The sequence below is a fragment of the Alcanivorax sp. DP30 genome (assembly GCF_009882945.1).
GTDB lineage: Bacteria > Pseudomonadota > Gammaproteobacteria > Pseudomonadales > Alcanivoracaceae > Alcanivorax.
The window spans coordinates 646,949-668,196 of the sequence record NZ_WTUY01000002.1; the positions used below are offsets into that span (position 1 = coordinate 646,949).

At 57.1% G+C, this 21,248-nt stretch carries 21 protein-coding genes; 8 read left to right on the forward strand and 13 right to left on the reverse strand.

Annotation, left to right across the window (positions count from 1 at the left end; all coding sequences use genetic code 11):
- Nucleotides 1-52: 52 nt before the first annotated feature.
- From GQF00_RS03560 to GQF00_RS03585, 6 genes are all read right to left on the reverse strand, one after another.
- A complete protein-coding gene (locus GQF00_RS03560) occupies nt 53-748 on the reverse strand; it encodes an outer membrane protein (protein WP_161317758.1) in 696 nt (231 codons plus the stop codon).
- A 115-nt stretch (nt 749-863) separates the two neighbouring features.
- Nucleotides 864-1,589 (reverse strand): class I SAM-dependent methyltransferase, encoded by a 726-nt coding sequence (locus tag GQF00_RS03565; protein ID WP_161317759.1) that lies wholly within the window; start codon nt 1,587-1,589, stop codon nt 864-866.
- Nucleotides 1,590-1,592: 3 nt separating this feature from the next.
- Nucleotides 1,593-2,390, reverse strand: coding sequence for an undecaprenyl-diphosphate phosphatase (locus GQF00_RS03570; protein WP_161317760.1), 798 nt, complete (start codon nt 2,388-2,390; stop codon nt 1,593-1,595).
- A gap of 32 nt (nt 2,391-2,422) precedes the next feature.
- Nucleotides 2,423-2,857 (reverse strand): thioesterase family protein, encoded by a 435-nt coding sequence (locus GQF00_RS03575; protein ID WP_161317761.1) that lies wholly within the window; start codon nt 2,855-2,857, stop codon nt 2,423-2,425.
- Nucleotides 2,854-3,540, reverse strand: coding sequence for a tRNA (adenosine(37)-N6)-threonylcarbamoyltransferase complex dimerization subunit type 1 TsaB (gene tsaB, locus GQF00_RS03580; protein ID WP_161317762.1), 687 nt, complete (start codon nt 3,538-3,540; stop codon nt 2,854-2,856). Before tsaB ends, GQF00_RS03575 begins: the two co-directional genes overlap by 4 nt.
- Nucleotides 3,537-5,549: an ATP-dependent DNA helicase gene (locus GQF00_RS03585; protein WP_370519458.1), complete on the reverse strand. Its 2,013-nt coding sequence runs from the start codon at nt 5,547-5,549 to the stop codon at nt 3,537-3,539. The genes tsaB and GQF00_RS03585 overlap by 4 nt, the downstream gene beginning before the upstream one ends.
- Nucleotides 5,550-5,636: 87 nt before the next feature.
- Here GQF00_RS03585 and GQF00_RS03590 point away from each other — a divergent pair, with 87 nt between their 5' ends.
- Nucleotides 5,637-6,179, forward strand: a complete 543-nt coding sequence (locus GQF00_RS03590) for a molybdenum cofactor guanylyltransferase (protein WP_161317764.1) — start codon at nt 5,637-5,639, stop codon at nt 6,177-6,179.
- A 104-nt stretch (nt 6,180-6,283) separates the two neighbouring features.
- Here the strand turns inward: GQF00_RS03590 and GQF00_RS03595 are convergent, their stop codons facing one another.
- The 4 genes from GQF00_RS03595 to GQF00_RS03610 form a co-directional block, all read right to left on the reverse strand.
- A complete protein-coding gene (locus GQF00_RS03595) occupies nt 6,284-6,670 on the reverse strand; it encodes an SCP2 sterol-binding domain-containing protein (protein ID WP_161317765.1) in 387 nt (128 codons plus the stop codon).
- Between the two features lie 194 nt (nt 6,671-6,864).
- Nucleotides 6,865-8,151 (reverse strand): ammonium transporter, encoded by a 1,287-nt coding sequence (locus GQF00_RS03600; RefSeq protein ID WP_161317766.1) that lies wholly within the window; start codon nt 8,149-8,151, stop codon nt 6,865-6,867.
- 11 nt (nt 8,152-8,162) lie between these two features.
- Entirely contained in the window at nt 8,163-8,501 is a 339-nt protein-coding gene (locus tag GQF00_RS03605; protein ID WP_161317767.1) for a P-II family nitrogen regulator, read from the reverse strand.
- A gap of 442 nt (nt 8,502-8,943) precedes the next feature.
- Nucleotides 8,944-9,813 carry a tetratricopeptide repeat protein gene (locus tag GQF00_RS03610; protein ID WP_161317768.1) on the reverse strand — a complete coding sequence of 290 codons (870 nt, stop codon included), beginning with the start codon at nt 9,811-9,813 and terminating at the stop codon, nt 8,944-8,946.
- A gap of 246 nt (nt 9,814-10,059) precedes the next feature.
- Between GQF00_RS03610 and GQF00_RS03615 the strand changes: the two genes are divergently transcribed.
- The 5 genes from GQF00_RS03615 to GQF00_RS03635 all read left to right on the forward strand — a co-directional run bounded on the left by GQF00_RS03615 (nt 10,060) and on the right by GQF00_RS03635 (nt 17,414).
- Nucleotides 10,060-12,516 (forward strand): acyl-CoA dehydrogenase, encoded by a 2,457-nt coding sequence (locus GQF00_RS03615; protein ID WP_161317769.1) that lies wholly within the window; start codon nt 10,060-10,062, stop codon nt 12,514-12,516.
- Nucleotides 12,517-12,904: 388 nt separating this feature from the next.
- Nucleotides 12,905-13,633 carry a septum site-determining protein MinC gene (minC, locus tag GQF00_RS03620; RefSeq protein WP_161317770.1) on the forward strand — a complete coding sequence of 243 codons (729 nt, stop codon included), beginning with the start codon at nt 12,905-12,907 and terminating at the stop codon, nt 13,631-13,633.
- Nucleotides 13,634-13,665: 32 nt separating this feature from the next.
- A complete protein-coding gene (minD, locus tag GQF00_RS03625) occupies nt 13,666-14,481 on the forward strand; it encodes a septum site-determining protein MinD (protein ID WP_161317771.1) in 816 nt (271 codons plus the stop codon).
- Between the two features lie 2 nt (nt 14,482-14,483).
- Nucleotides 14,484-14,735: a cell division topological specificity factor MinE gene (gene minE, locus GQF00_RS03630; RefSeq protein WP_161317772.1), complete on the forward strand. Its 252-nt coding sequence runs from the start codon at nt 14,484-14,486 to the stop codon at nt 14,733-14,735.
- Between the two features lie 324 nt (nt 14,736-15,059).
- On the forward strand, nt 15,060-17,414 hold the full coding sequence (locus tag GQF00_RS03635; protein ID WP_161317773.1) for a hybrid sensor histidine kinase/response regulator: 2,355 nt from the start codon (nt 15,060-15,062) through the stop codon (nt 17,412-17,414).
- On the opposite strand, the gene GQF00_RS03640 is transcribed toward GQF00_RS03635, so the two are convergent.
- On the reverse strand, nt 17,411-17,722 hold the full coding sequence (locus GQF00_RS03640) for an antibiotic biosynthesis monooxygenase (protein ID WP_161317774.1): 312 nt from the start codon (nt 17,720-17,722) through the stop codon (nt 17,411-17,413). The two genes, GQF00_RS03635 and GQF00_RS03640, sit on opposite strands and share 4 nt — an antisense overlap.
- Complete coding sequence (locus GQF00_RS03645; protein ID WP_161317775.1) at nt 17,719-18,474, reverse strand: zinc-dependent peptidase; 756 nt, start codon at nt 18,472-18,474, stop codon at nt 17,719-17,721. Before GQF00_RS03645 ends, GQF00_RS03640 begins: the two co-directional genes overlap by 4 nt.
- Before the next feature lie 162 nt (nt 18,475-18,636).
- Between GQF00_RS03645 and GQF00_RS03650 the strand changes: the two genes are divergently transcribed.
- Nucleotides 18,637-19,572 (forward strand): DMT family transporter, encoded by a 936-nt coding sequence (locus tag GQF00_RS03650; RefSeq protein WP_287962183.1) that lies wholly within the window; start codon nt 18,637-18,639, stop codon nt 19,570-19,572.
- A gap of 210 nt (nt 19,573-19,782) precedes the next feature.
- On the forward strand, nt 19,783-20,979 hold the full coding sequence (locus GQF00_RS03655; protein ID WP_202560332.1) for a lipopolysaccharide assembly protein LapB: 1,197 nt from the start codon (nt 19,783-19,785) through the stop codon (nt 20,977-20,979).
- Here the strand turns inward: GQF00_RS03655 and GQF00_RS03660 are convergent.
- The gene (locus tag GQF00_RS03660; RefSeq protein ID WP_161317776.1) at nt 20,956-21,222 is read right to left on the reverse strand and encodes an acyl-CoA-binding protein; all 267 of its coding nucleotides are present in this window, start codon (nt 21,220-21,222) and stop codon (nt 20,956-20,958) included. The genes GQF00_RS03655 and GQF00_RS03660 overlap by 24 nt on opposite strands.
- Nucleotides 21,223-21,248 lie beyond the last annotated feature (26 nt).

The window sequence follows — 21,248 nt, forward strand, 5'->3', positions numbered from 1 at the left end:
TCTCTGACACAGCTCCGGGCCAGCCAGGCCCGGAAGCCCCTCGACAATATGCTCAGAACTGATACAACAAAGCCAGCCCGTAATTAAAGCTTTCCAGATCCAGGTCCATCCCTTCGGCAAACGGCACCGAAACGCCTTTCAGAAACGCCCGGTCTTCTGTGGTCACCGACCCGGCGTCGGTATAGGCAATGGACAGATCGGCACTCAGGTTGTCAGTCACCCAGTACATTAACCCGCCACCCAGCTTGAACGCCCAGTCGGTATCATCACTGTCGTTAATGGTGGCACTGGTGGTTGGAATCCGGCTGCTCACACTCTCAAAGCGGTTCACCGCAAGACCAATGCCGCCACCCATGTAGGGGTCAAACCGACCTGCGCCCCGCTCACCATTGAAATGAAAATAGCCATTGACCATAAAAAGCCGGCTATAGGCTTCCGCAGTCACTTCACCTGTCACGGAAGTCCCGCGGCTGTAGGTAACACGGTCGGTATTTTCACCAGCCAGCCCCATATCCAGCGCAAGTTCCACGCGAAAATGCGGGCTGACAAAATACCCCGCGCTGAACAACACCTGATCCGCCGAACCGGGATCGTAGTTGCTCAAGGTAATTTCAGGATAACCGTCGTGCTTGATCGACATGTCCTGACTTCGAAAATCAGAATAGCCATAGCCCAGACGAATGAAAGGTCCGGCGATCAACTGACCGGACAGTATCAACAAGCCGCACATCAACGCAAAAGCCTTCATTTCCCGCTCCTTGAGAAAAGTGACGCCGTTAACAAAACAAAGCCCCATTCAAACTATGGGAATGCACGGAAAGCCTGAACATTAGCCAATGGAAGGTTTTTGCTAGAGAGGCATACTAACCAAGTGGGTAGACATCAAAGCGAACCGCCTTACCTTTTTGGCTAAATCCCGGGGTCTGCCCCCCCAGATAAGGCGCCTTGGCGGGGCGTTTTACCACTATACGGTGTGGAGATTGAGCCCTCGCCCAATCCAGCATGGCCTGTTCTTCCTCCCGCTCCGGATAGTCATTCAGCCACTGCAACCAAAGCAGGTCTTTCTTAACGGCCGCACTTTTCTCACGGGAGGGGAACATGGGGTCCAGATAGACCGCATGCAAATCGACTTCTCTTGTTTCACGGCTGTCCTGGCAGGGCAACAGACACATACGCCCAGCCAGTGCGGCAGGCGCCCGGGAAAGGCCATCAGCAAGCAGGGCATGGACCAGTGGTGAGCGCTCGATAAGCAGCACCTGAAAACCCGCCTGGGCGATCAATGCTGCATCGCGACCCAGACCCGCTGTGGCATCCAGTACGCGCCAACGATCATCACGGGGTTTGCCCAGCGCCTTGATCAGGCGCTCATGACGGACCCGCTCAGGATCCAGGCGATAGCCTTGCTTGCCATGGTTGAAATCCACCGACAGCGGCGTCTCAGGCCCTTGCGGTATCCAAATACTCAGGCGCTCCTCATGGAACCCCATGACCAGCTTGCAGCCCGCCGCTTGTGCCTGGGCTTCACTCCCTACCGGATGCCCCGGCAAGCCCGCCGGGCAATCAGGAAGCAGCCCCACCACGGCACTCATGGTTCAGGCCATCCACGCCAGCAGAGCCACACCCAGTACCAGGCGGTAAATCACGAAAGGCAGCATGCCCAGACGCTCAAGCAAACGAATAAAGAACACGATAGTCAGGTAGGCTGTAACCGCACTCACCACGGCGCCCAGTGCCATCAATCCCCAATCCACAGGGACCTGAAGCTCAAGAAGGTCTTTGGTTTTCAGTAGACCGGCGCCAAGAATCACCGGGATCGACATCAGAAAGGAAAAACGGGCGGCCTCGTCTCGCCGAAATCCCAGCGCCAACGCGGCGGTAATGGTAATACCACTGCGGGAGGTCCCGGGAATCAATGCTACTGCCTGGGCAAAGCCAACCAGCAAGGCACCGGCAAAGCCCAGCTGGGCCAATGTCCGGGAACGGGAACCGAAGGCGTCTGCCAGCCACAACAGTCCGCCAAACACCAGTGTGGTGATGGCAATGACCAGGGCGGAGCGCAACTCGCGCTCAATGAAATCATCACCCCAAAAGCCGAACACCACAGCAGGAATAGTAGCCAATACCACCAGCAAACCCAGCCGAAGATCTTCATTCATACGGCGCTGCACCACCGCTTGCCCTGCTCCGCCAATCATGGCGCCAATATCCCTGCGGTAATAAGCCATGACCGCCATCAAGGTGCCCAGATGCACAGCCACATCAAAGGCCAGCCCCTGGTCAGGCCAACCGAGCACTTCCGACGGCAGAATAAGGTGTGCCGAGCTGGAGATCGGCAGGAATTCTGTGAGTCCCTGAATCAGCGCCAGTATGAGCGCCTGAAACCAGTCCATGGGTGTTCCTTGCAGCTAGAGATGAAAACGGGCTACGCCTCGGAGGCGGTTACCTGATAACCCTTGATGAATTCCGCAGGCATGCGCCTGGGCTTGCCGGAATCCAGCGCCACGCAAACCCAGTGGGTACGCCCGCGCAACAATGTCAGGCCATCCGACTCGCGGATGATTTGGTAGCGACGGGTAATACTGATCCGCTCGTCGTTCTCCACGATCCAGGTACCGATGAGTAACTTCTCACCCTCAAATGCCGGCGCCAGATAATCGACTTCGGTGCGACGGGCCACCATGGCGCGGTTGAGCTTCTGGTAAAGATCCCACCCCAATCCAAGCTCGGTGGTGTGATGCCAGGCAATCTGCTCCATGAAGCGCAAATATTCGGTGTTGTTCACATGCCCCATCACATCGATGGATTCGGCAGGAACAGTCACTTCCAGCACATGGACGTTGGCAAGGTCCCAGTTCATCGCACAGCTCCCTGAATCACTTGGTCGCGAAGATAGACAGGCTGCGCCTGCTCGGCACTGACAGCCTCTCCACGCTGGAATGCCAATAATGCCAGCTGGGCCACCGCATGCGCATGGGGGTGGGCGTCAGGCACACAGGCGCTTGCGTCATAGACTGCGGTAAGTGCTTCCTGATACACCAGCCCGGAACCGGCAATCAGCCACTGGCCATCCAGCGCCGGCAGTGCATCTGGCTTGAACAGGCCATCCGCCAGCGCTGTATCCAGCTGGTTGCCATGCACCCGATAGGCTCCCAGGTAAACTTCGCCCATGCGGGCATCAAAGCAGGCAATCACCTGCCCCGATGACTCCGGCAAAGGAACGCTGAGCGCGCAGGCCGCCAGTGTCGATACTCCCACCACTGGGAGATCGGCAGAAAAGGCCAACCCCTGGGCCACCGCTGCGGCAACACGGACACCGGTGAACGCACCAGGCCCATGACCGAAAGCGATACAGTCCATATCTTTTAGCGTAAGACCTGCCTCGCCCAGCATCGACTCCACCATCGGCAATGCCAATTCGGTTTGCTTGCGCGGCGCGATTTCAAAAGTTTCCCGGATTTGTTGCCCGGTTGGCAGGCTATCATCCAGCAACGCCACCGAGCAGGATTCACCTGCCGTTTCCAGTGCGAGAATTCTGGTCATGCTTCGCGTTGTCCTGTTGACGATCCTGTGGAGATTTCAGCGTGGGAGTCTGCCGCAGAACGCTGTTCGGGCTGTTGCTGTTCACTGCCCTGCCGGGCCAGATAGGCAAAAAACCGTTGTACCACATCCAGCTTCCGCGTACGCGTCATATTGGGCAGACTGTTTACAAACAGCTTGCCATAGCTCTTGGTCAGTAATCGCGGATCCGCCACCACCAACAAACCGGTATCCTGCGGATCCCGGATCAGACGCCCGGCTCCCTGGCGAAGGGCCAACACCGCCTGAGGTAACTGATAATCACGAAAGGCATTACCGCCATTACGGTTAATATGCTCGATGCGGGCCGCCGCCACAGGGTCACCCGGTGAGCCAAATGGCAGCTTGTCGATGATGACACAGCTCAGCGCTTCCCCACGCACATCAATACCTTCCCAAAAACTGCTGGTGCCCAACAGCACTGCATTGCCTTTGTCCCTGAAACTGTCCAGGAGTTCACGACGGCCCGACTCTCCCTGCACCAGCAATGGATAATCCACCGCAGTGCGTAGTATTTTGGCGGCCTCACGGAGCGCCCGGTGACTGGTAAACAGAAAAAAGGTGCGCCCCCCAGCCGCTTCAATGACAGGCACCATCTGTTCAGTCAACTGACGGGTGTAATCGGGATCATTTGGCTGCGGCAGACCTTCTGGGGCGTAAAAGACAGCCTGCTTCTTGAAATCGAACGGGCTTTCCAGGCGCAAGGTATCTGAACTGTCCAGGCCAAGACGCTTCTGGATATGTTCAAAACGACCGCCCACGGACAAGGTGGCAGAGGTCAGAATCCAGCTGCAGGGATTGCGCTCGCGCTGAGCGCGAAGCTGTGCGGACACCGACAGCGGTGTACTGTGCAGCACCACCGTGCGCTTGAAGGTTTCAAACCAGTACACCCGGTTTGGCTGATCGCCCTTCAGGTAGGCCGCCAGGCAATCGACATGTTCGCTGGCTCGGCGGGAACAGGCTTCCATGCCACGGCTGGCCTTGCCCAATGGGCCAAGGAAAATATCCAGCTGGCGAAGGGCCTCCAGCAGGTCGTCGCCGGCCTTCATCACCGCCTCGTTGTCACACACTTCCGACCAGGGTGCACGTCGCTCCATCTCGCCGAGGCTGAGGCGAAAATCCATGCAGCCTTTCTCGACGCTGGCAATCAGCTGATTGAGCGTGGCCAGATCAGCGGTGGTCTGCCCGGCCTCAGACAAGCTGTCGCGTCCCAGTTCCTGAACCTGCCGGGTACTCAAAGTGTCACCGAAAAACGCGGCAGCAATCTCGGGGAGTTGATGAGCCTCGTCGAAGATCACCGTGTTGGCGCTGGGAAGCAGTTCCATACCGGCACCACTGCCCCGCAAGGCGGCATCGGCAAAGAAGAGATGATGGTTCACCACCACCAGATCCGCTTCCTGAGCTTCCTTGCGGGCGTTCATGAGCGGACATTCCTGATAGCTGGGGCAATCCGTACCCAGGCAGTTATCCGCTGTGCTGGTCACCCAGGGCCAGACCGGCGCATCTTCAGGTAGCTGTTGGAGTTCTGCGATATCACCGGTGCGAGTGCGCCCGGCCCAGTGGGCCACGATCTGCATCTGCTCCGCGGTCTCCCGGGTCAGAAACCGGGCCTCTTCCTGATGCAATTCCAGCCGGTAGGGGCATAGATAGTTGGCGCGGCCTTTGAGCAGGGCTACCTTGCGCGGCAGACCGAGAGCCTTGCGCACCATGGGCAGATCCTTGAAAAAAAGCTGGTCCTGCAGGCTCTTGGTACCGGTGGAGACCAGTGTTGGCCCTTCTGACAATAGCGCCGGCACCAGATAAGCCAGGGTCTTGCCGGTGCCAGTTTCAGCTTCCACCATGAGCGTGCCGCCACTACGTATGGCCTTTTCCACGGCATCCGCCATTTCCAGCTGGGGCTCACGGGGCTGGTAGCCTGGCAGCAGCGGCGCAAAGCGCGTCAAGTCGGTAAGATGGGATCGGGCACTGGTCACAACATATCCTGAATCAATAAACGCCGTCTTGCGGCGCCGGAGAGGATAGCCCATTCACTGCAGGAACCCAACGCAAGCAGGCATCCAATGAACGACTATACCCTGATCATTCTGGCCGGCGGCAAAGGCTCCAGGATGGGTGGCGCCGACAAAGGGCTCACCGAACTGGACGGGAAAGCACTGGTGGCGCATCTGCTGGATCACCTTCACCCCCGCCCCGCCCGTATTGTCATCAGCGCCAATCGCAACCAGACGACCTACCGCCACTGGGCAGATCGGGTGATTGAGGATCAGCGACCCGGGTTTCCCGGCCCCATGGCCGGTCTTGAGGCAGCCCTGTCTGTTTCGTCAGGTCTTTGCGTCTGCCTTCCCTGCGATCTTGTTCAGCCACCGTCTACCCTGGTGACCGATCTGCTGCACAAATCCTCCCCAGAGCACATTACCGTTGCCCGCGACCCCATTCGCCGCCAACCGCTGTGCCTGGCCTTGCATGCCGAGTCCTGGCTGGCCAGCCTCACTAACTATCTGGACAACAAAGGCCGCAGCGCTTACGGCTGGCTCGAGCAGACAACTGTACAGGAAGTTGCCGTCGCCACCCCGATCCAGAATCTGAACCACGCCGAGCATTAAGCGCTGGACACAAAAAAAGCCCGCCAGGAAATCCGGGCGGGCTTTTTTGTGTCCAGACAGTCAAAGCGTCGGGCTTCGAACATCCAGCACCAGGCCTACTACTCTCAGGCAGTCAGTTCCTGGATCTGCTTCATCAGGGCAACCTGATCAGCAGATGGCTGTGCAGTCTGCAGCACCATCAGCTTGCTCATGTCACCTTCGATGCGGATCTGGCCGCTCATGAAACCCTGCATACCGGCAGACTGGTCACCTTCAATGAAGATGCGCTTGGCCAGATCAGCAGGAAGGATCATGGTGGTTTCAGCATCACCGTGATGACCTTCTTCGATCATGCCGGCAACCAGCGCGAGCTGCTTTTCGCCGTCGTCACCGGAAACGGTGATATTGATTACCAGGTCAGCCAGGGCAGCTGGTGCCTCGATGTTACCTGCTGCATCACGCAGTTCCTTAACCTTCGCAAACCACTCGCCAGACAGAAATTCCAGACTCATTATTATCTCCTTAACTATCGTTATGGCTTCGACGCCCCCTCGCAGGAGGCCATGGGGCCAATTCAAACGAGCGTTCGAAACATACCCGTACCTTATAGAAACCCCCCGAGGGTGGCAATAGTGTGAAACGGGTCGCTCACGGACAAAAAACCCGGCACCAGGCCGGGTCTTTGCTAACGCTTCAGATTCCAGGATTAGAGGTCGTAGCCTCGCTCCTCATGCAGGGCAATATCCAGCCCCTGCGTCTCTTCATCGCCATCCACACGCAAAGTGGCGAACAGGCCAACCAGTTTGAGCAGCACCCAGGTAATCAGGGCGGTGTAGATAAAGGTGGAGACCACACCCAACGCCTGAACACCCAACTGGTCCAGCATGGTGTATTCCGGTTTGGCGAAGCCGTAGCCGGAAAACAGGCCAAGTTCTGTGGATGCGAAAATGCCAGCGAACAAGGTGCCGAGAATACCGCCCACCCCGTGTACCGGGAATACATCCAGAGAATCGTCAATCTGCAGCTTGTGCTTAATGAAGATCACCGCATAGAAGCACACCACACCCGCAGTCAGACCAATCACCAGCGCAGCCGCCGGACCGACAAACCCGGAAGCCGGAGTGATGGTACCCAGGCCCGCCACCATGCCCGTGGCGATGCCCAGCGCAGAAGGCTTACCGAACTTCTTCCACTCCATGGTGATCCACGCCAGTGACCCTGCCGCCGCAGAAATGTGCGTCACCAGCATGGCCATGGCAGCATCCCCGTTCGCAGCCAGCGCTGAACCACCATTAAAACCGAACCAGCCAACCCACAGCATGCCCGCCCCTGTCACGGTCATGGTCATGTTGTGCGGCATCATCCCCTGGGTCGGGAACCCCTTGCGGTTACCCAGCACCTTGGCCGCCACCAGCGCAGCCACACCGGCCGTGATGTGCACCACGATACCGCCTGCAAAGTCATACACACCCAGCTGCGCCAACCAGCCGCCACCCCACACCCAGTGACACACCGGAATGTAGACCGCCAGCAACCAGAGCACAGAGAACGCCAGCATGGGGCCAAAGCGCATACGCTCGGCAAAAGCACCGATGATCAGTGCCGGCGTGATAATCGCGAACGTCATCTGGAACAGGCCATGCAGGCTTTTCGGCAAAGTGCCTTCCAGGGTTTCACGGGTGATACCGTCAAAGAACACATGCTGCAGACCGCCGATCCAGGCATTCATGCTGCCCCCATCGGAGAAGGCCAGTGAATAACCGGCAATCAGCCAAACCAGAGATACCGCGCAGGTAATAGCAAAACACTGCATCAGCACGGACAGAACATTCTTGCTCCGCACCAGGCCTCCGTAGAACAGGCTCAAACCCGGCAGGGTCATGAACAGTACCAACGCGGTGGCGGTAAGAATCCAGGCGCTGTCACCGGTATCCAGACCGTCCGCCAGCGCCAGGGAAGGCAACATCAACAATGCAACAAGAAACTTTTTCATGAACATGCCCCTTAGATGGCTTCCTGCCCGGTTTCACCGGTGCGAATACGAATGACCTGCTCCAGGTCGTGAACAAAGATCTTGCCGTCACCAATTTTGCCGTTACCGGCAGACAGCATGATCGCCTCAATGGCCTGGTCCAGCTGGTCGTCCCGAACCGCCAGCTCCAGCTTGACCTTGGGGACAAAATCCACCACGTACTCGGCTCCCCGGTACAACTCGGTGTGGCCTTTCTGGCGGCCAAAACCCTTTACTTCGGTAAGGGTGAGTCCCTGAACCCCGATCTGGGCCAGTGCATCTCTCACTTCGTCTGCCTTGAACGGTTTGATTACCGCAGTCAGCATTTTCATGGATATCTCCTGATCCTCAACAATTCGCACCAACACAAAGCCGTGCCGGTAAATTTGCACCGCACAAGTGCATACAAGAATCAGGCCAGACTTTTAACCCATATAGATCAAGGCGTTATCGCACCATAAAGGCACAGCTGCACCACTAAAAAACACCAATGCACCATATATGCACTCTTTAAGTGCATTTTTAGGCCTGATTTAGCGCCTCCCCACGGAACATAGTGGTGCAGCAAAAAAGAGAGAAGGACATCAGCACAGAGCCACCCAAACAGGCGCACCAACTAATGGCAGACAGCTGCCCGTCGGGTTTGCGGTTCAGGGCGGGCACTCGCGAAATGCTGAATGGGCAGAATCAGGAAAACGAAACACCAAAAGAGGTGCCTGACATTCCCGATGGGGAATCAGGCACCAGTCGCGAAGCAGGAAAAGGCGGGGAAATTCAGTAGAGGTAATTAAACATCTTGCGACGGTATTCGCTGGCCAGGGGCTCGCCCTTGGGCAGGCATTCAAACACTTCCAACAAAGCGCTGCGGGCTACGCCTTCTTTGTAATCACGGTGATCACGGAGCAGCACCAGCAGGGATTCCAGCCCTTCCCGGAACTGGCCCGCGGCGGCCGCCTGGAGCCCGTGGGCGTAAAGATCTTCGGGGGTCGGTGACTCGCTGATACGAGACTCCAGCTCTTTGAGGCTCTGCCCTGCCCCCTCCAGTTTATCCAGCAAGGCAAAACGGGCACGGAACGGACGCAGGGGTTCTGCATCCTCAGTCACTTCCGCCAGCACCGATTGCGCTTCGTCCAATTGCCCCTGTCCCAGCAAGTACTCCACCAGAACGGCGCGAATGGCATGTTTATCCGGGCTTTGCTGCAAGGTCTGGCGAAGTGCAGCTTCTGCCTGTTCACCATGGCCTGCCTCGATGGCCATGCGCACCTGTTCGATAAACCCCTCTTCCTGCTGGGCCTCGGCGGCTTCAGGATCAACAACGGGCGCGAGCCACTGTCTTAGACTGGCCTCTGTCTGGGGACCATCAAGCTCATTGGCCAGCTGCCCCTGCACCACCAGTTTAAGACTGGGTAACGCTTGTAGACCAAACTGGCTGGCCAGCATTTGTTGCTCATCGGCATTGACCCTGGCCAGCAACAGCTTGCCCTGATACTCATTCACCAGGCGCGCAAGCACCGGGGCCATGTCCAGGCTGGCCTGACTCCGGCTGGACCAGAACTCCACCAGCACAGGGATCTGCCGGGATTGTTCCAGCACCTGTTGGATGTTTTGCTCGGTGGCTTCAATGATGTAGCTGTTCGGTTGCACTGACGCACTCCTGACTGTTTGTCTTTGCGCGCAATTGTAAGGCATGCAGTGAACAAAATCCGATGCAGACGTGTCTCAGGGATCGCCTGTCCGCATTTACCGGTTTGTGTGCAAGCCGGTGAACAGACAGGTTAGACTGAAACCGCGCCCTCACAGCAGCAATCTGTCATGCAGACCGGTTTCACGCTGTCTGCATGGCCGCTGAGTACGCTGGATAAAGTATTCATTCAGGCAAAGGAGACCGCCATGCTTAGCCTTCTGGCTATTGTAGTGTTGATTGCCACCCTCATGACCCTGTTCTATCAACAGGTCTCTCGAGGTATCGGTAGTGTTGTATTCGTCGTCATCTGGCTATTGAGCGCTTTTCTCGCGCCTTGGCTGATCAACCCCCTCGCCCTTATTGTGCTGGCTGCAGGTGTCACACTGCTTAACCACGTGGATCTTCGTCAGAAGTTCATCTCCCGGCCGGTCTACGGTGCCCTTGGCAAAGTGATGCCCGCTATCGGTGACACGGAGCGAGAAGCGATTGAAGCCGGTACCACCTGGTTCGAGGCAGACCTTTTCTCGGGCCGCCCGGACTGGGAAAACTTTTCCCATATTCAGTTTTCCACGCTCTCCGATGAAGAGCAGGCGTTTCTGGACAATGAAGTCCAGGAGCTGTGTGACATGCTGGACGAGTGGAAAATCTTCCACGATCTGAAGGATCTTCCTCCGGAAGTCTGGGACTTTCTCAAACACAAAGGCTTTTTCAGCCTGATCATCCCGAAAGAATACGGCGGCAAGGCATTCACGCCCTATGCGCAGAGCCGCATCATGAGCAAGATTGCCACCCGGTCACTCACCGCAGCGGTTACCGCCATGGTGCCCAACTCACTGGGGCCAGGTGAATTGCTGGCCGAATACGGTACCGATGAACAAAAAGATCGCTGGCTACCCGGGCTCGCCAAAGGGGATGAAATTCCCTGCTTTGGCCTCACGGGTCCCGAAGCTGGCTCCGACGCCGGCGCCATTCCTGATACCGGTGTGATCTGCAAAGGCAAGATTGATGGCAAGGAAGTGCTGGGCATGCGCCTCAACTTCGCCAAACGCTGGATCACCCTGGCCCCTGTTGCCACCGTTGTTGGCCTGGCATTCAAGCTGTACGACCCGGATCACCTGCTTGGTGATGAGGAAGAGCTGGGCATCACCTGTGCGCTGATTCCCGCGGACACCAAGGGGGTGGAAATTGGCCGTCGCCATTATCCCGGCTCCCCGTTCATGAATGGCCCCATCAACGGCAAGGATGTGTTCGTGCCGCTGGACGCCATCATTGGTGGTCCCGACATGGCCGGCAAGGGCTGGCGCATGCTGATCGAATGTCTCGGCGCTGGGCGCGGTGTATCCCTTCCGGCGCTGGCCACGGCCAGTGGCGAAATGGGTTACCGCATGACCGGCGCCTTCGGTCGTATTCGTCGCCAGTTCAATACCGCAGTCGGTGATTTCGAAGGCGTGCAGGAAGCCTCTGCCGAAGTGGCGGCCATTGCCTACACGCTGGAAGCCTATCGTCATCTGGTTACCCGCTCTCTGGAAGATGGCGCGCCCTCCGTGGTGACTGCCATGGCCAAGTACCATTCCACTGAAATGATGCGCGAGCTGATCAACCACGGTATGGACATTGCGGGTGGTCGCGGTATCCAGCTGGGTCCGCGTAACTTCCTCGCCCTGCCCTATCAGTCCACCCCCATTGCCATCACGGTGGAAGGCGCCAATATTCTCACCCGTTCCCTGATGATCTTTGGTCAAGGGGCCATGCGCTGTCACCCGTATCTCTATGAGGAGCTCCAGGCAATCCAGGCAGAGGACAAGGAAAAAGGCCTGCAGGACTTCGATGCTCTGTTCTTCACTCATGCCGGCCATACCCTGGGTAACGTGAGTAGTGCCATCGCCCAGGCGCTGGCGGGGCCCTATCTGTCTGATGCCCCGGCCAATGCGGACGCGTTCAGTGCACCCTGGTACCGGCTTGCAAGCCGCTACAGCGCGGTACTGGCAAGCACCTCTGACATGGCCCTGGCTTTGCTCGGCGGTGACCTGAAGCGACGTGAGCTGCTTTCAGCTCGACTGGGCGATGTACACAGTCAATTGTTGATTGCCTGTGCCATCCTCAAGTATCACGCCACATTGCCACGGGATGAAGCTAACGACGCCCATGCCAGTTACGCTCTGCGGCGTGCGTTCAGCCGTGCCCATGACTCGCTGGAGGCGTTCTACCGCAACTTTGGCTTCTATGGCATCGGCCATCTGCTCAAGGGCCTGTTCTTCCCGTTCGGGCGCCCGTGCAATGCTCAGGCCCCCAGTGATGACCAGATCCGCCAGCTGGGCGAAATGATCATGCAGCCCAGCTCGGTGCGTGACGCCCTGGCAGAACCGGCCTATATCTCCCAGGATCCCGAGGATGCCATTGGGCGCGTGGAAGCCACCTATAACAAGCTGCTGGAGGTGGAGCCTGCCTGGCTGGCGTTCCTGAAAGCCGATGGCAAGGGTCAGCTGGAAGGCAAGAGCGTACTCGACAAGCTCAAGGATGCGGCTGCCAAGGGCATCATCAGCGAATCCCAGGTGGATGCCGTCAACGAGTACGACGCCATGCGCTACGACTGCCTGCTCACCGACGCTTTCGACAAGAATCTGAAGAAGGTGAAAGTGCACGCAGAACGTCCGGTGATGTAGCCTCGATTTTGGCGGAGCACGGTAGTGCTCCGCCTCAGCTTTTCTAGCTCACAAGTTTCGAGTAGCGAGAAGCGAGTTTCGAAGAGCAATACCTTTGGCCCCTCAGGCTTTCTAGATTTAGCAACTCGAAACTCGTCCCTCGCGACTTCAATGCTCGAATTCCAGCCAGCTCACAGTTCAACAAAAAGAAAAAATGATCGTTTTTTAATCAAATGCTGTTTTTTCCAGCAGTTGAATCAACGTCACTCCCCGCACATGAAGATTTAACATTTTTATCACCCTTTTGGCGCTTTCCCGCGCCCTCTCTTTGGTCTACGCTTTGCCAAAATTCTGCCCCTCCGGGTTTTTCCCGCGCTCGCAGCGCCTCGCCCAGCTACACAGGTCAGGAATGACAGCAGTCGTAGAAGAAAAATCTGTACTCGAATTCAAGGGCCGCATGCTGATGATGACGGTCCTGCAGCTCAATACTCTCGATGCGCACCAGCTACATCTGGAAATCAGCCAGCGGCTGGAGGACGCAGCGGAATGGCTGCAGCATGCCCCCGTGGTAATCGACATTCCCGATACTGTGGAGATCGACACCGCCGACCTGATGCCCGCCGTGGATACCCTGCGCAATCTGGGTGTGAATCTGGTGGCTCTGGCTCGCAACGAGCGTATCGATGAAGCCACAGCCTCCATGGTCGGCCTTGGCACGCTGAGCCTTAGCGGCGGGCGCGATATCCCCCGCCGTGCGGAAGCCCCCCGCCAGGAAAATACCGCGGACAATACCCCCAGCCCTGCCGAGCAGGTGGAAACCCTGGTGGTAGAACAGCCAGTGCGTTCCGGCCAGCAGGTCTACAGCCGCGGGGACATGATTGTGCTTGCTCCGGTCAGTACCGGCGCGGAACTCATGGCAGAAGGTAACATCCATGTTTATAGCAACCTGCGCGGCCGTGCCATGGCCGGCGTGCGGGGCGATACCGGTGCCCGGATTTTCTGTCAGCAGCTCAATGCCGAGCTGGTGTCGATCGCCGGGCATTATCGGGTGGCTGAAGATCTTCCCGAGGCACACCGAAACCAGCCTGTGCACCTGTCCCTGCAGGGCGAGGCAATGCATTTTACCGCGCTTAAATAGCGCTCAGGGACTGAGAAGGTAAGGAGAAGAGCGTGACAAAGATCGTGGTCGTGACATCCGGCAAGGGTGGCGTCGGCAAAACCACAACCAGTGCAGCACTGGCGACGGGACTTGCCCTGCGCGGTTTTAAAACCACCGTTATTGATTTTGATGTGGGCCTGCGCAACCTGGATTTGATCATGGGCTGTGAACGCCGTGTGGTCTACGACCTGGTGAATGTGATCAATGGCGATGCCAACATCAAACAGGCGCTGATCAAGGACAAGAAGGTGGACAACCTGTTCATCCTCCCGGCCTCCCAGACCCGCGACAAGGACGCCCTCACCCAGGAAGGGGTGGAAGGCGTGTTCAACGCCCTGCGGAATGACATGCAGATGGATTACATCATCTGTGACAGTCCGGCCGGTATCGAAAAAGGTGCACTGATGGCGGCCTACTTTGCCGACGAAGCCGTGGTTGTCACCAACCCGGAAGTGTCCAGTGTTCGCGATTCCGACCGCATGATCGGCATCCTGGCCAGCAAGACACGTCATGCCGAACAGGGCGAAGGCGATATTCCCGCCCGCCTGCTACTGACCCGCTACTCCCCGGAACGGGTGGAAAAGGGCGAAATGCTGTCAGTGGAAGATGTGCAGGAAATCCTCGCTATCGAACTGCTTGGCGTCGTCCCGGAATCCCAGGCCGTATTGAACGCCAGCAACGCTGGTAGCCCGGTTATTCTGGATATCGACTCTGATGCCGGCCAGGCCTACAGCGACGCCGTTGCCCGCTTCCTTGGCGACAATATCCCCCATCGTTTCACCACCGTTAACAAGAAAGGTCTACTGGGCCGGCTGTTTGGAGGCTAAGGATGAGCATCTTCAGTTATCTGCTGCCGAAAAAGCAGTCTACTGCCTCTGTTGCCAAGGAAAGGCTGCAGATCATTGTCGCCCGGGAACGCTCCACCCGTGGCGGCCCGGATTATCTGCCCCAGCTGCAGGAAGAACTATTGCAGGTGGTCCGCAAGTACGTCCCGGTTGACCAGGACGCCGTTAACATTCAGCTGGATCGTGAATCCGGTTGTGAGATCCTGGAGCTCAACATTACCCTCCCCGAGGGCTGACTCCTGCTGTTGCAGAGGGCTTCGGCCCTCTCTTCAGTTCACCGCCCTACCCGTAATGCCCAGATCATTCCGTCACGACACCTGATTCCCAATACCGCCTGACAACACCAGTGCCCGTTCGGTAGATTGGCTTTGCCTGTGCCAGTATTCGGGACTATTCTGAACAAGGATCTCACGTCTCGCCGGCTGCAAATTCAGTCATATAACGAGATCAGAAAGCAAACAACAATAACGAAATCAGCCGCTGATCCATGCGATGTTGTTACCTGGACAACAACACTTCGCAACCATGATCCGGACCAGATTTGGCAAAGGGAGATGCCGATGCCCGCCAGAGCAATGTTGCAGTCTCTGCTTATGGCAAACCTGCTATTGCTTGCGTCATCCTTAATGGCACAGGACGCGCTACCCCTGTCACTGCAGGAACCGGTTGAAACCCTTCAGCTTGGCCCGTCCATGCAAATCTGGTGTGATGATGACGGTTCTGCGACCCTTGACCAGGCCAGAACCGCAGACTTCCAGCCCCTTGTTCGCAAGCAGATAAACCTGGGCTATCGCAAGGACGCCTGCTGGTTTCGTGTCAACCTTGAGAACACCTCAACACAAACACTGCCTCTTTGGTTGCAGGTCGACTACGCCATCCTTGATGAAGTCGACTTTTTTCTGGTTGATGAACAGGGGGTCGAAGCCTGGCACATGGGCGACACCCAGCCTTTCTCCGATCGACCGGTCCATCTTCGCAACTTCATCGTTCCCTTTACCCTGAAACCGACCAGCGAAAGAACGCTTTACCTGCGGGTATTTTCCCTCAGCAGTTCCATGACCGTGCCCGTAAGCCTCAGCGGCCGCGACGCCTTTATTGAGCAGCAGAGTAACAACGAATGGTTAATGGGCGGCTTTTACGGCATTGCACTGGGATTGTTCTTCTATCACCTGGTGCTATGGTTGCGCGGCCGGGAAAAAACCAGCCGCTTCTATGTCCTTAACGTGGCATCCGCCACCCTCTATGTCGCCAGCCTTCAGGGGCTGGTACAGCGTTACTGGTTTGAAGACTATATTCTGCCGCAAAGCGCCAATCATCTTTTCGGTTACCTCGCCCTGCTATCCGGCCTCCTTTTCGCCAGGGATTATCTTCGTACTCGCCAGTGGCCATGGCTGGATAGATTGCTGGCCGGCGTCGCAGCCATTCAAGGCATCATTATTACCACCCTTATTCTCACCCCCCCAGGCACCATTGCTTCACTGCAGGGAGTGGTTGCCCTAGTCTCGCTGGCATTACTGCTAATCTCGGGCCTGTTCTGTCTGTTTCAGGGACGCCCGGAAGCGAGAATATTTGTCCTGGCCTGGAGTATGTTCCTGCTAACCGTCACCCTGCTGGCGCTCAGCGCTTATGGGCTTATCACTCTTCCCGGCACCATGAACGTTGTGGGTGTACAACTTGGGCTTGTGATGCAGCAGGTGCTGTTGTCATTTGGGCTTGCTGGCAGATTGCGGCATCTCAAGCGACAAACCCTTCATAAAGAGCAGGAAGTGGCCCGGGCCAAAGCCGAGAATGAAGCCAAGAGCGATTTCCTTGCCAAGATGAGTCACGAGATCCGCACCCCCATGAATGCCGTGCTGGGACTCGCAGAATTGATGCGCGGCACGCCACTCGACGGCACCCAGCGCAACTATGTGGATACTATCTATCGTGCTGGTGAAAGCCTCTTGAACGTCATCAACGACATTCTCGACTTTTCCAAGATTAGTTCCGGCAAGCTGCAGCTGGAAGTCAGTAGCTTTAACCTGCAACGTCTGCTGGAAGACTGTCTGATGATCTTCCATGCCAACGCCGAGCAGAAAGATATCCGGTTGGTGAGTGACTGGAAGGAAAGCCTGCCGGAATGGGTCGAAGGAGATCAGACCCGTCTGCGCCAAATTCTGCTCAATTTGCTTTCCAATGCAGTCAAGTTTACAGAGCACGGCACTGTCACATTGAAGGTCGAGGCGTTTCAGACGCGAGAACCGGACGTTTTACTGCTGCGCTGCCAGGTCATTGATCAGGGCATCGGCATGAACGCCGACGAAATGGGCATGCTGTTCCAGTCTTTTCAGCAAGCCGACAGCTCAACCTCACGGAAGTATGGAGGATCCGGCCTGGGCCTTGCGATTTCGCGGCAGCTTGCCGAACTGATGAACGGGCGACTGGAAGCCAGTAGCGAACCAGGTGCAGGTTCCGTTTTCACGCTCGATATTCCCCTGCAGCGCAGTAAAGCCGCGCCAGACAGCGAGGCCAGGCCTACCCAGCTAGGCACCGAGTCACTAAACGTGCTGGTCGTCGAAGACAACGCGGTGAACCAGATGGTCATCGGCGCCCTACTCAAGAAACTGTCGATCACAACCACTCTGACAAGTAGCGGCACCGAAGCCTTGGCACTGCTGGACTCAGCGCAAGACAGGCCCGACATTATCCTGATGGATTGTGAAATGCCGGACATCGACGGCTACCAGACCACCCGCATGATTCGTGAGCTGGAAAAGCGACGGCAGCTACCGCGGATACCGATCCTCGCCCTGACGGCCCATGCATCCACTGAATATCGGAAACGCTGTATCGCAAGCGGGATGGATGATCACGTGCCCAAGCCGGTGACGCTGGATCAGCTCAGGGAAAAACTGCTAGCCTGGGCGCCCCGCTAGCGCGGGGGCAGTACCTGCCATTCTGGCTCGTCATACTCTCCAATCACCGTTACGGACACCACTTCAGCATGCCTTGCGAGAATCGAGCGGACTTTTTCACTGCGGGAATCATCCTTGGCATCCCGATGTGCCTTGCTATCCCAGTGAGCAATGGCCAGCACCGTATCCCGACACCCTATCTTGCGATGTAAAAAAGTACCGCGTGCCCCTGCAGACTGCTGGATGATTTCACTGGCTTCCAGCCAGCCGCTGGCGTACTCCTCCACTGTAAAACCCGGCTTCATGGTCACCTCGAAAATATATTTCATGGCGTCCTTTCTCCCTGTCGATAGAACCGGGCCAGCAACAGATACAGGTCCGGCCAGTCATGAAACAGTTGATCCGGAGATTCAAAGAAAGCCTCACTGCAAACCGCAAAGAATTCTCCAGGGCCGGTCAGCGCATAGGCATCCACAGGCATATGACGATGGCGTCGATAATCTTCCTGCAAGTCGCTAAAAGCCTGCGAGAAGGTGTCATGCCACTGCTGCGGGCTCATCCCCTGATGCAATGGTGGTGCACCGTTGGCACCTTGATATCGCATATCCAGCTTGTGAGACATCTCGTGTATCACCACATTGCTGGCACCGCCGGACTTGCACACAGCGTCCCAGGACAGTATTACGGGCCCATTCTGCCAGGCCTCACCGGCCAGCAACGGCCCTCGCGCATGGACAACCCCATCGGCGGTGCGATGCGCCCGGTTGGGAATAAAAGCCTCTTCATACAGGATCACGGTATACCAGCCGTTGTACCAATCGATTCCCAACTTCAGGATCGGCACACAAGCCATGGTCGCCACTCTCAGGCACATGGCATCGGTGATCGCAAATCCGCCCCCTGGCACCATGCTCTTGCGGGCCAGAAAGCGGAATGTCAGCGCCATTAACGCCTTTCGCTCAGCACCTTGATAGCGGGACATCACCGGCCAGTCTGCCACCGCCGACTCCCATTGACTGGCAGTAAAGCCCATCTTTTTGACACGGCGCCTATCACGCCAATTCCTCCAAGCTGCCAGCATGCAATCTCCCTGAAATGGTCTTCATTAGCGGCCTTGGTCGGCCGGTTTTGCCCCTAGGAAGCCCCATGGCGGGATTCGCCATGGTTATGGCGCCGATAGAATCCTGCCACTCACAGGCCCCATGCTACCATTCGCTCCAATTTCCCATGGAAGCGTCTCGCAGTGCCCATCCGTCAAGCGCACAAAGCCGATTTACTGCTACTGCTCGTCACTTTACTGGCGGCTATCAGCTGGATGTTCTCCCGAGAGGCAGTGCTGGCGATGCCCCCGCTGTTATTCATGTCGCTGCGATTTCTACTCGCATCATTTTTGCTGAGTCTGCTGGCATTTCCCCAGCTGGCACGGCTGGATAGCACTCAGCTTTGGCGCTGCATCCGGGTAGGCCTGGTGTTTGGCATCGCCATGAGCTTCTGGGTACTCGGACTGGCCTTTGCCAGCCATGTCGGCGAAGGTGCCTTTCTCACCAGCCTGGGTGTGGTACTGGTCCCTGTTATCGCCCGCGTGGTGTTCCGCGAATCGGTACCCGGCAGCACCTGGCTGGCACTACCTGTGGCCGTGGCCGGCCTTGCGCTATTGTCGCTGGAGCAGGGGTTGCATCTGGAAGCCGGGCAACTCCTGTTCATGACGGCTGCTGCCATTTTCGCACTGTACTTCAACCTCAATACCCGTGCTGCCAATACCCTCGCCATTCGCCGGAGCAATGGCGAAATGGTGCAACAGCCCCGGATTCCCGCGCTGGCCCTCACCACCGTGGTGCTGGCCGTGGTGGGAGCGGTAACCGGGGCCTTGTCGCTGTGGTTTGAACCCTGGCAAACAACCCTTGCCAACATGTCCGGAACGCTGGTTATGTGGATTGTGCTCAGTGCCACCGTGGGTACCGCCATGCGCTTTCTGGTCCAGACCTACGCGCAGAGCCTGTCATTGCAGAGCCACGGTGTGGTTATCATGGTACTCGAGCCCATGTGGACAGCCCTGATGGCTGCCGTCTGGTTTGGCGAGAAGATGAGCCTTTTACAAGTCTGTGGCTGTGGCCTGATTTTCCTGTCGTTGCTGGTCAATCGCTGGCGGGCAGTGCGCAAAATCATTCGTCTCGGATAAGCGCATTACCGGGCATCTAAGCCTATTACCCCAGAGAAAAAAGTTGTTCACAGCAGTTGGAACCAGGTTTCTCATCGCCGGCCACCTACCCAGGTAGCAATATTCAAAACGCTGTACATCACGGGGCAAACAATGTGATCCAGTTCCTTTTCTTGGCCATGACATAGCGCACCATCAGCAAATCAAAAACCACAATAAAATTGCTGAGCCATGGATGCGAAAAGACTGCCAATCAAAAGTCTGATAACCGCCCTGCTGGTGACCATAAGCTATAGCCACGCCAGCACCTGCGAAGACGGCACACAGACCTCCGTGATGCTCCCCAATGCCGACCGGAATCTGGTCAGTCTGCTTGATCAGCCCGCTACTGACCGGCAAGCCCCGATGCTCCTGGAGTACAACAGCCAAGCCCAGAGCATCAACAAGCCGATTCTGGGGAACTATGCCCGGTTACGCCTTGCTGCTCTCGCTTTGCAGGACGGTGATACCCATTTTGCGCGGCAGCAACTCAGCCAGATTGAACAAAACAGTCCTGCAGCGGTAGATGCGGCCCTGTTACTGGCCGAGAGCTACCGCAAGGATGGCGACCGGGAACGGGCTCGAGCCTGGTTCCTGCGCATCGCCGCACGCTTTCCTGGTAATCCCAGAGCGGTATCGGGCCTGGTTCTGGCCGGTGACGACTGGCGAAAACAGGGCGCGGTTGAACAGGCCTTGCCGGTCTACAACCTGGCACTGACCAAGGCCTCGGAAAACATGAAGGCTCTGGAAGAGCTGGAGAATAACCCCGATCGACTCTATCGCGCCCTGACCAACAGTGTTGCGGGCAACAGCACCACCGTGATGGACCAGCTGGTTCTGGCTCTGGTTCGTGACAGTGACAGCCGGGTACTGGATTCAACCCGGCAATTGATTGCCGCGAAGAATCAGATGCGCTGCCTGCAGGCAGCGCAAAAGACCCTCGACAATGCCATCGAGCACGCGTCTGCTCGCGACCTGTCCAACGGAGCATTCCGTCAGGCAGCGAAAATGGAGAAGAAAGCGACGGAGCAGGAAATTGCCGATCTGGAACGTATTCTGGTCAATGCTCCGAAGATGGTAGAGCTGCAACAACGACTCGACGATGCGCAAGGCAGGCTCACACGGCTTGAGCAACGGCTCGACTCACTGGGATCAACCGCATTGCCCCCTGAACTGGAGCAGCGAAAACAGCAAATGGATGCGAACAAGGCCGCCCTCAATCAAGCGATTCTTGTTGCCCGGGACCAAGTGCGATCGGCCCTTGAAGAGGAATTGCCCGTGCTCAAGCGTTTCTATCGCAACCTGGCCGGGGAAGCGCAACTGGGCATCGCCCAGTTGCTGCAGAACAGTGAAGGCCGAGCGCAATCATCCCTTGTGGGATACAATTAGCGCGTCGACTTTCTCGATATATTTCTGCTTGGCGGCATCTGCCCCCATCCCTTTCAATTTTGCCCAGGCGTCATACTTGGCACGCTTCACCATATCCAGCATGCCTGGACGCTTGCCGCTCACATCCCCTTCGCTGCCCTGTTTGAAATGGGCATACAGGAACAGTAGATCATCATTGGAAGGCTTGCGGTCCAGGGTCTGAACGTCTTTTTGGGCTTGTTCAAAACGAGCGGTATCAGTCATGGTGATTCCTGTTATTGTCTGTCATC

What these genes read in the sequence shown, in the direction of transcription:
- GQF00_RS03565 (WP_161317759.1), bottom strand. Translation starts at nt 1,589, where the DNA reads ATGAGTGCCGTGGTGGGGCTGCTTCCTGATTGCCCGGCGGGCTTGCCG.
- GQF00_RS03615 (WP_161317769.1), top strand. Translation starts at nt 10,060, where the DNA reads ATGCTTAGCCTTCTGGCTATTGTAGTGTTGATTGCCACCCTCATGACC.
- GQF00_RS03600 (WP_161317766.1), bottom strand. Translation starts at nt 8,151, where the DNA reads ATGAAAAAGTTTCTTGTTGCATTGTTGATGTTGCCTTCCCTGGCGCTG.
- GQF00_RS03655 (WP_202560332.1), top strand. Translation starts at nt 19,783, where the DNA reads ATGGATGCGAAAAGACTGCCAATCAAAAGTCTGATAACCGCCCTGCTG.
- tsaB (WP_161317762.1), bottom strand. Translation starts at nt 3,540, where the DNA reads ATGACCAGAATTCTCGCACTGGAAACGGCAGGTGAATCCTGCTCGGTG.
- GQF00_RS03590 (WP_161317764.1), top strand. Translation starts at nt 5,637, where the DNA reads ATGAACGACTATACCCTGATCATTCTGGCCGGCGGCAAAGGCTCCAGG.
- GQF00_RS03570 (WP_161317760.1), bottom strand. Translation starts at nt 2,390, where the DNA reads ATGGACTGGTTTCAGGCGCTCATACTGGCGCTGATTCAGGGACTCACA.
- minE (WP_161317772.1), top strand. Translation starts at nt 14,484, where the DNA reads ATGAGCATCTTCAGTTATCTGCTGCCGAAAAAGCAGTCTACTGCCTCT.
- GQF00_RS03575 (WP_161317761.1), bottom strand. Translation starts at nt 2,857, where the DNA reads ATGAACTGGGACCTTGCCAACGTCCATGTGCTGGAAGTGACTGTTCCT.
- GQF00_RS03645 (WP_161317775.1), bottom strand. Translation starts at nt 18,474, where the DNA reads ATGCTGGCAGCTTGGAGGAATTGGCGTGATAGGCGCCGTGTCAAAAAG.
- GQF00_RS03595 (WP_161317765.1), bottom strand. Translation starts at nt 6,670, where the DNA reads ATGAGTCTGGAATTTCTGTCTGGCGAGTGGTTTGCGAAGGTTAAGGAA.
- minC (WP_161317770.1), top strand. Translation starts at nt 12,905, where the DNA reads ATGACAGCAGTCGTAGAAGAAAAATCTGTACTCGAATTCAAGGGCCGC.
- GQF00_RS03635 (WP_161317773.1), top strand. Translation starts at nt 15,060, where the DNA reads ATGCCCGCCAGAGCAATGTTGCAGTCTCTGCTTATGGCAAACCTGCTA.
- GQF00_RS03640 (WP_161317774.1), bottom strand. Translation starts at nt 17,722, where the DNA reads ATGAAATATATTTTCGAGGTGACCATGAAGCCGGGTTTTACAGTGGAG.
- GQF00_RS03605 (WP_161317767.1), bottom strand. Translation starts at nt 8,501, where the DNA reads ATGAAAATGCTGACTGCGGTAATCAAACCGTTCAAGGCAGACGAAGTG.
- GQF00_RS03660 (WP_161317776.1), bottom strand. Translation starts at nt 21,222, where the DNA reads ATGACTGATACCGCTCGTTTTGAACAAGCCCAAAAAGACGTTCAGACC.
- GQF00_RS03560 (WP_161317758.1), bottom strand. Translation starts at nt 748, where the DNA reads ATGAAGGCTTTTGCGTTGATGTGCGGCTTGTTGATACTGTCCGGTCAG.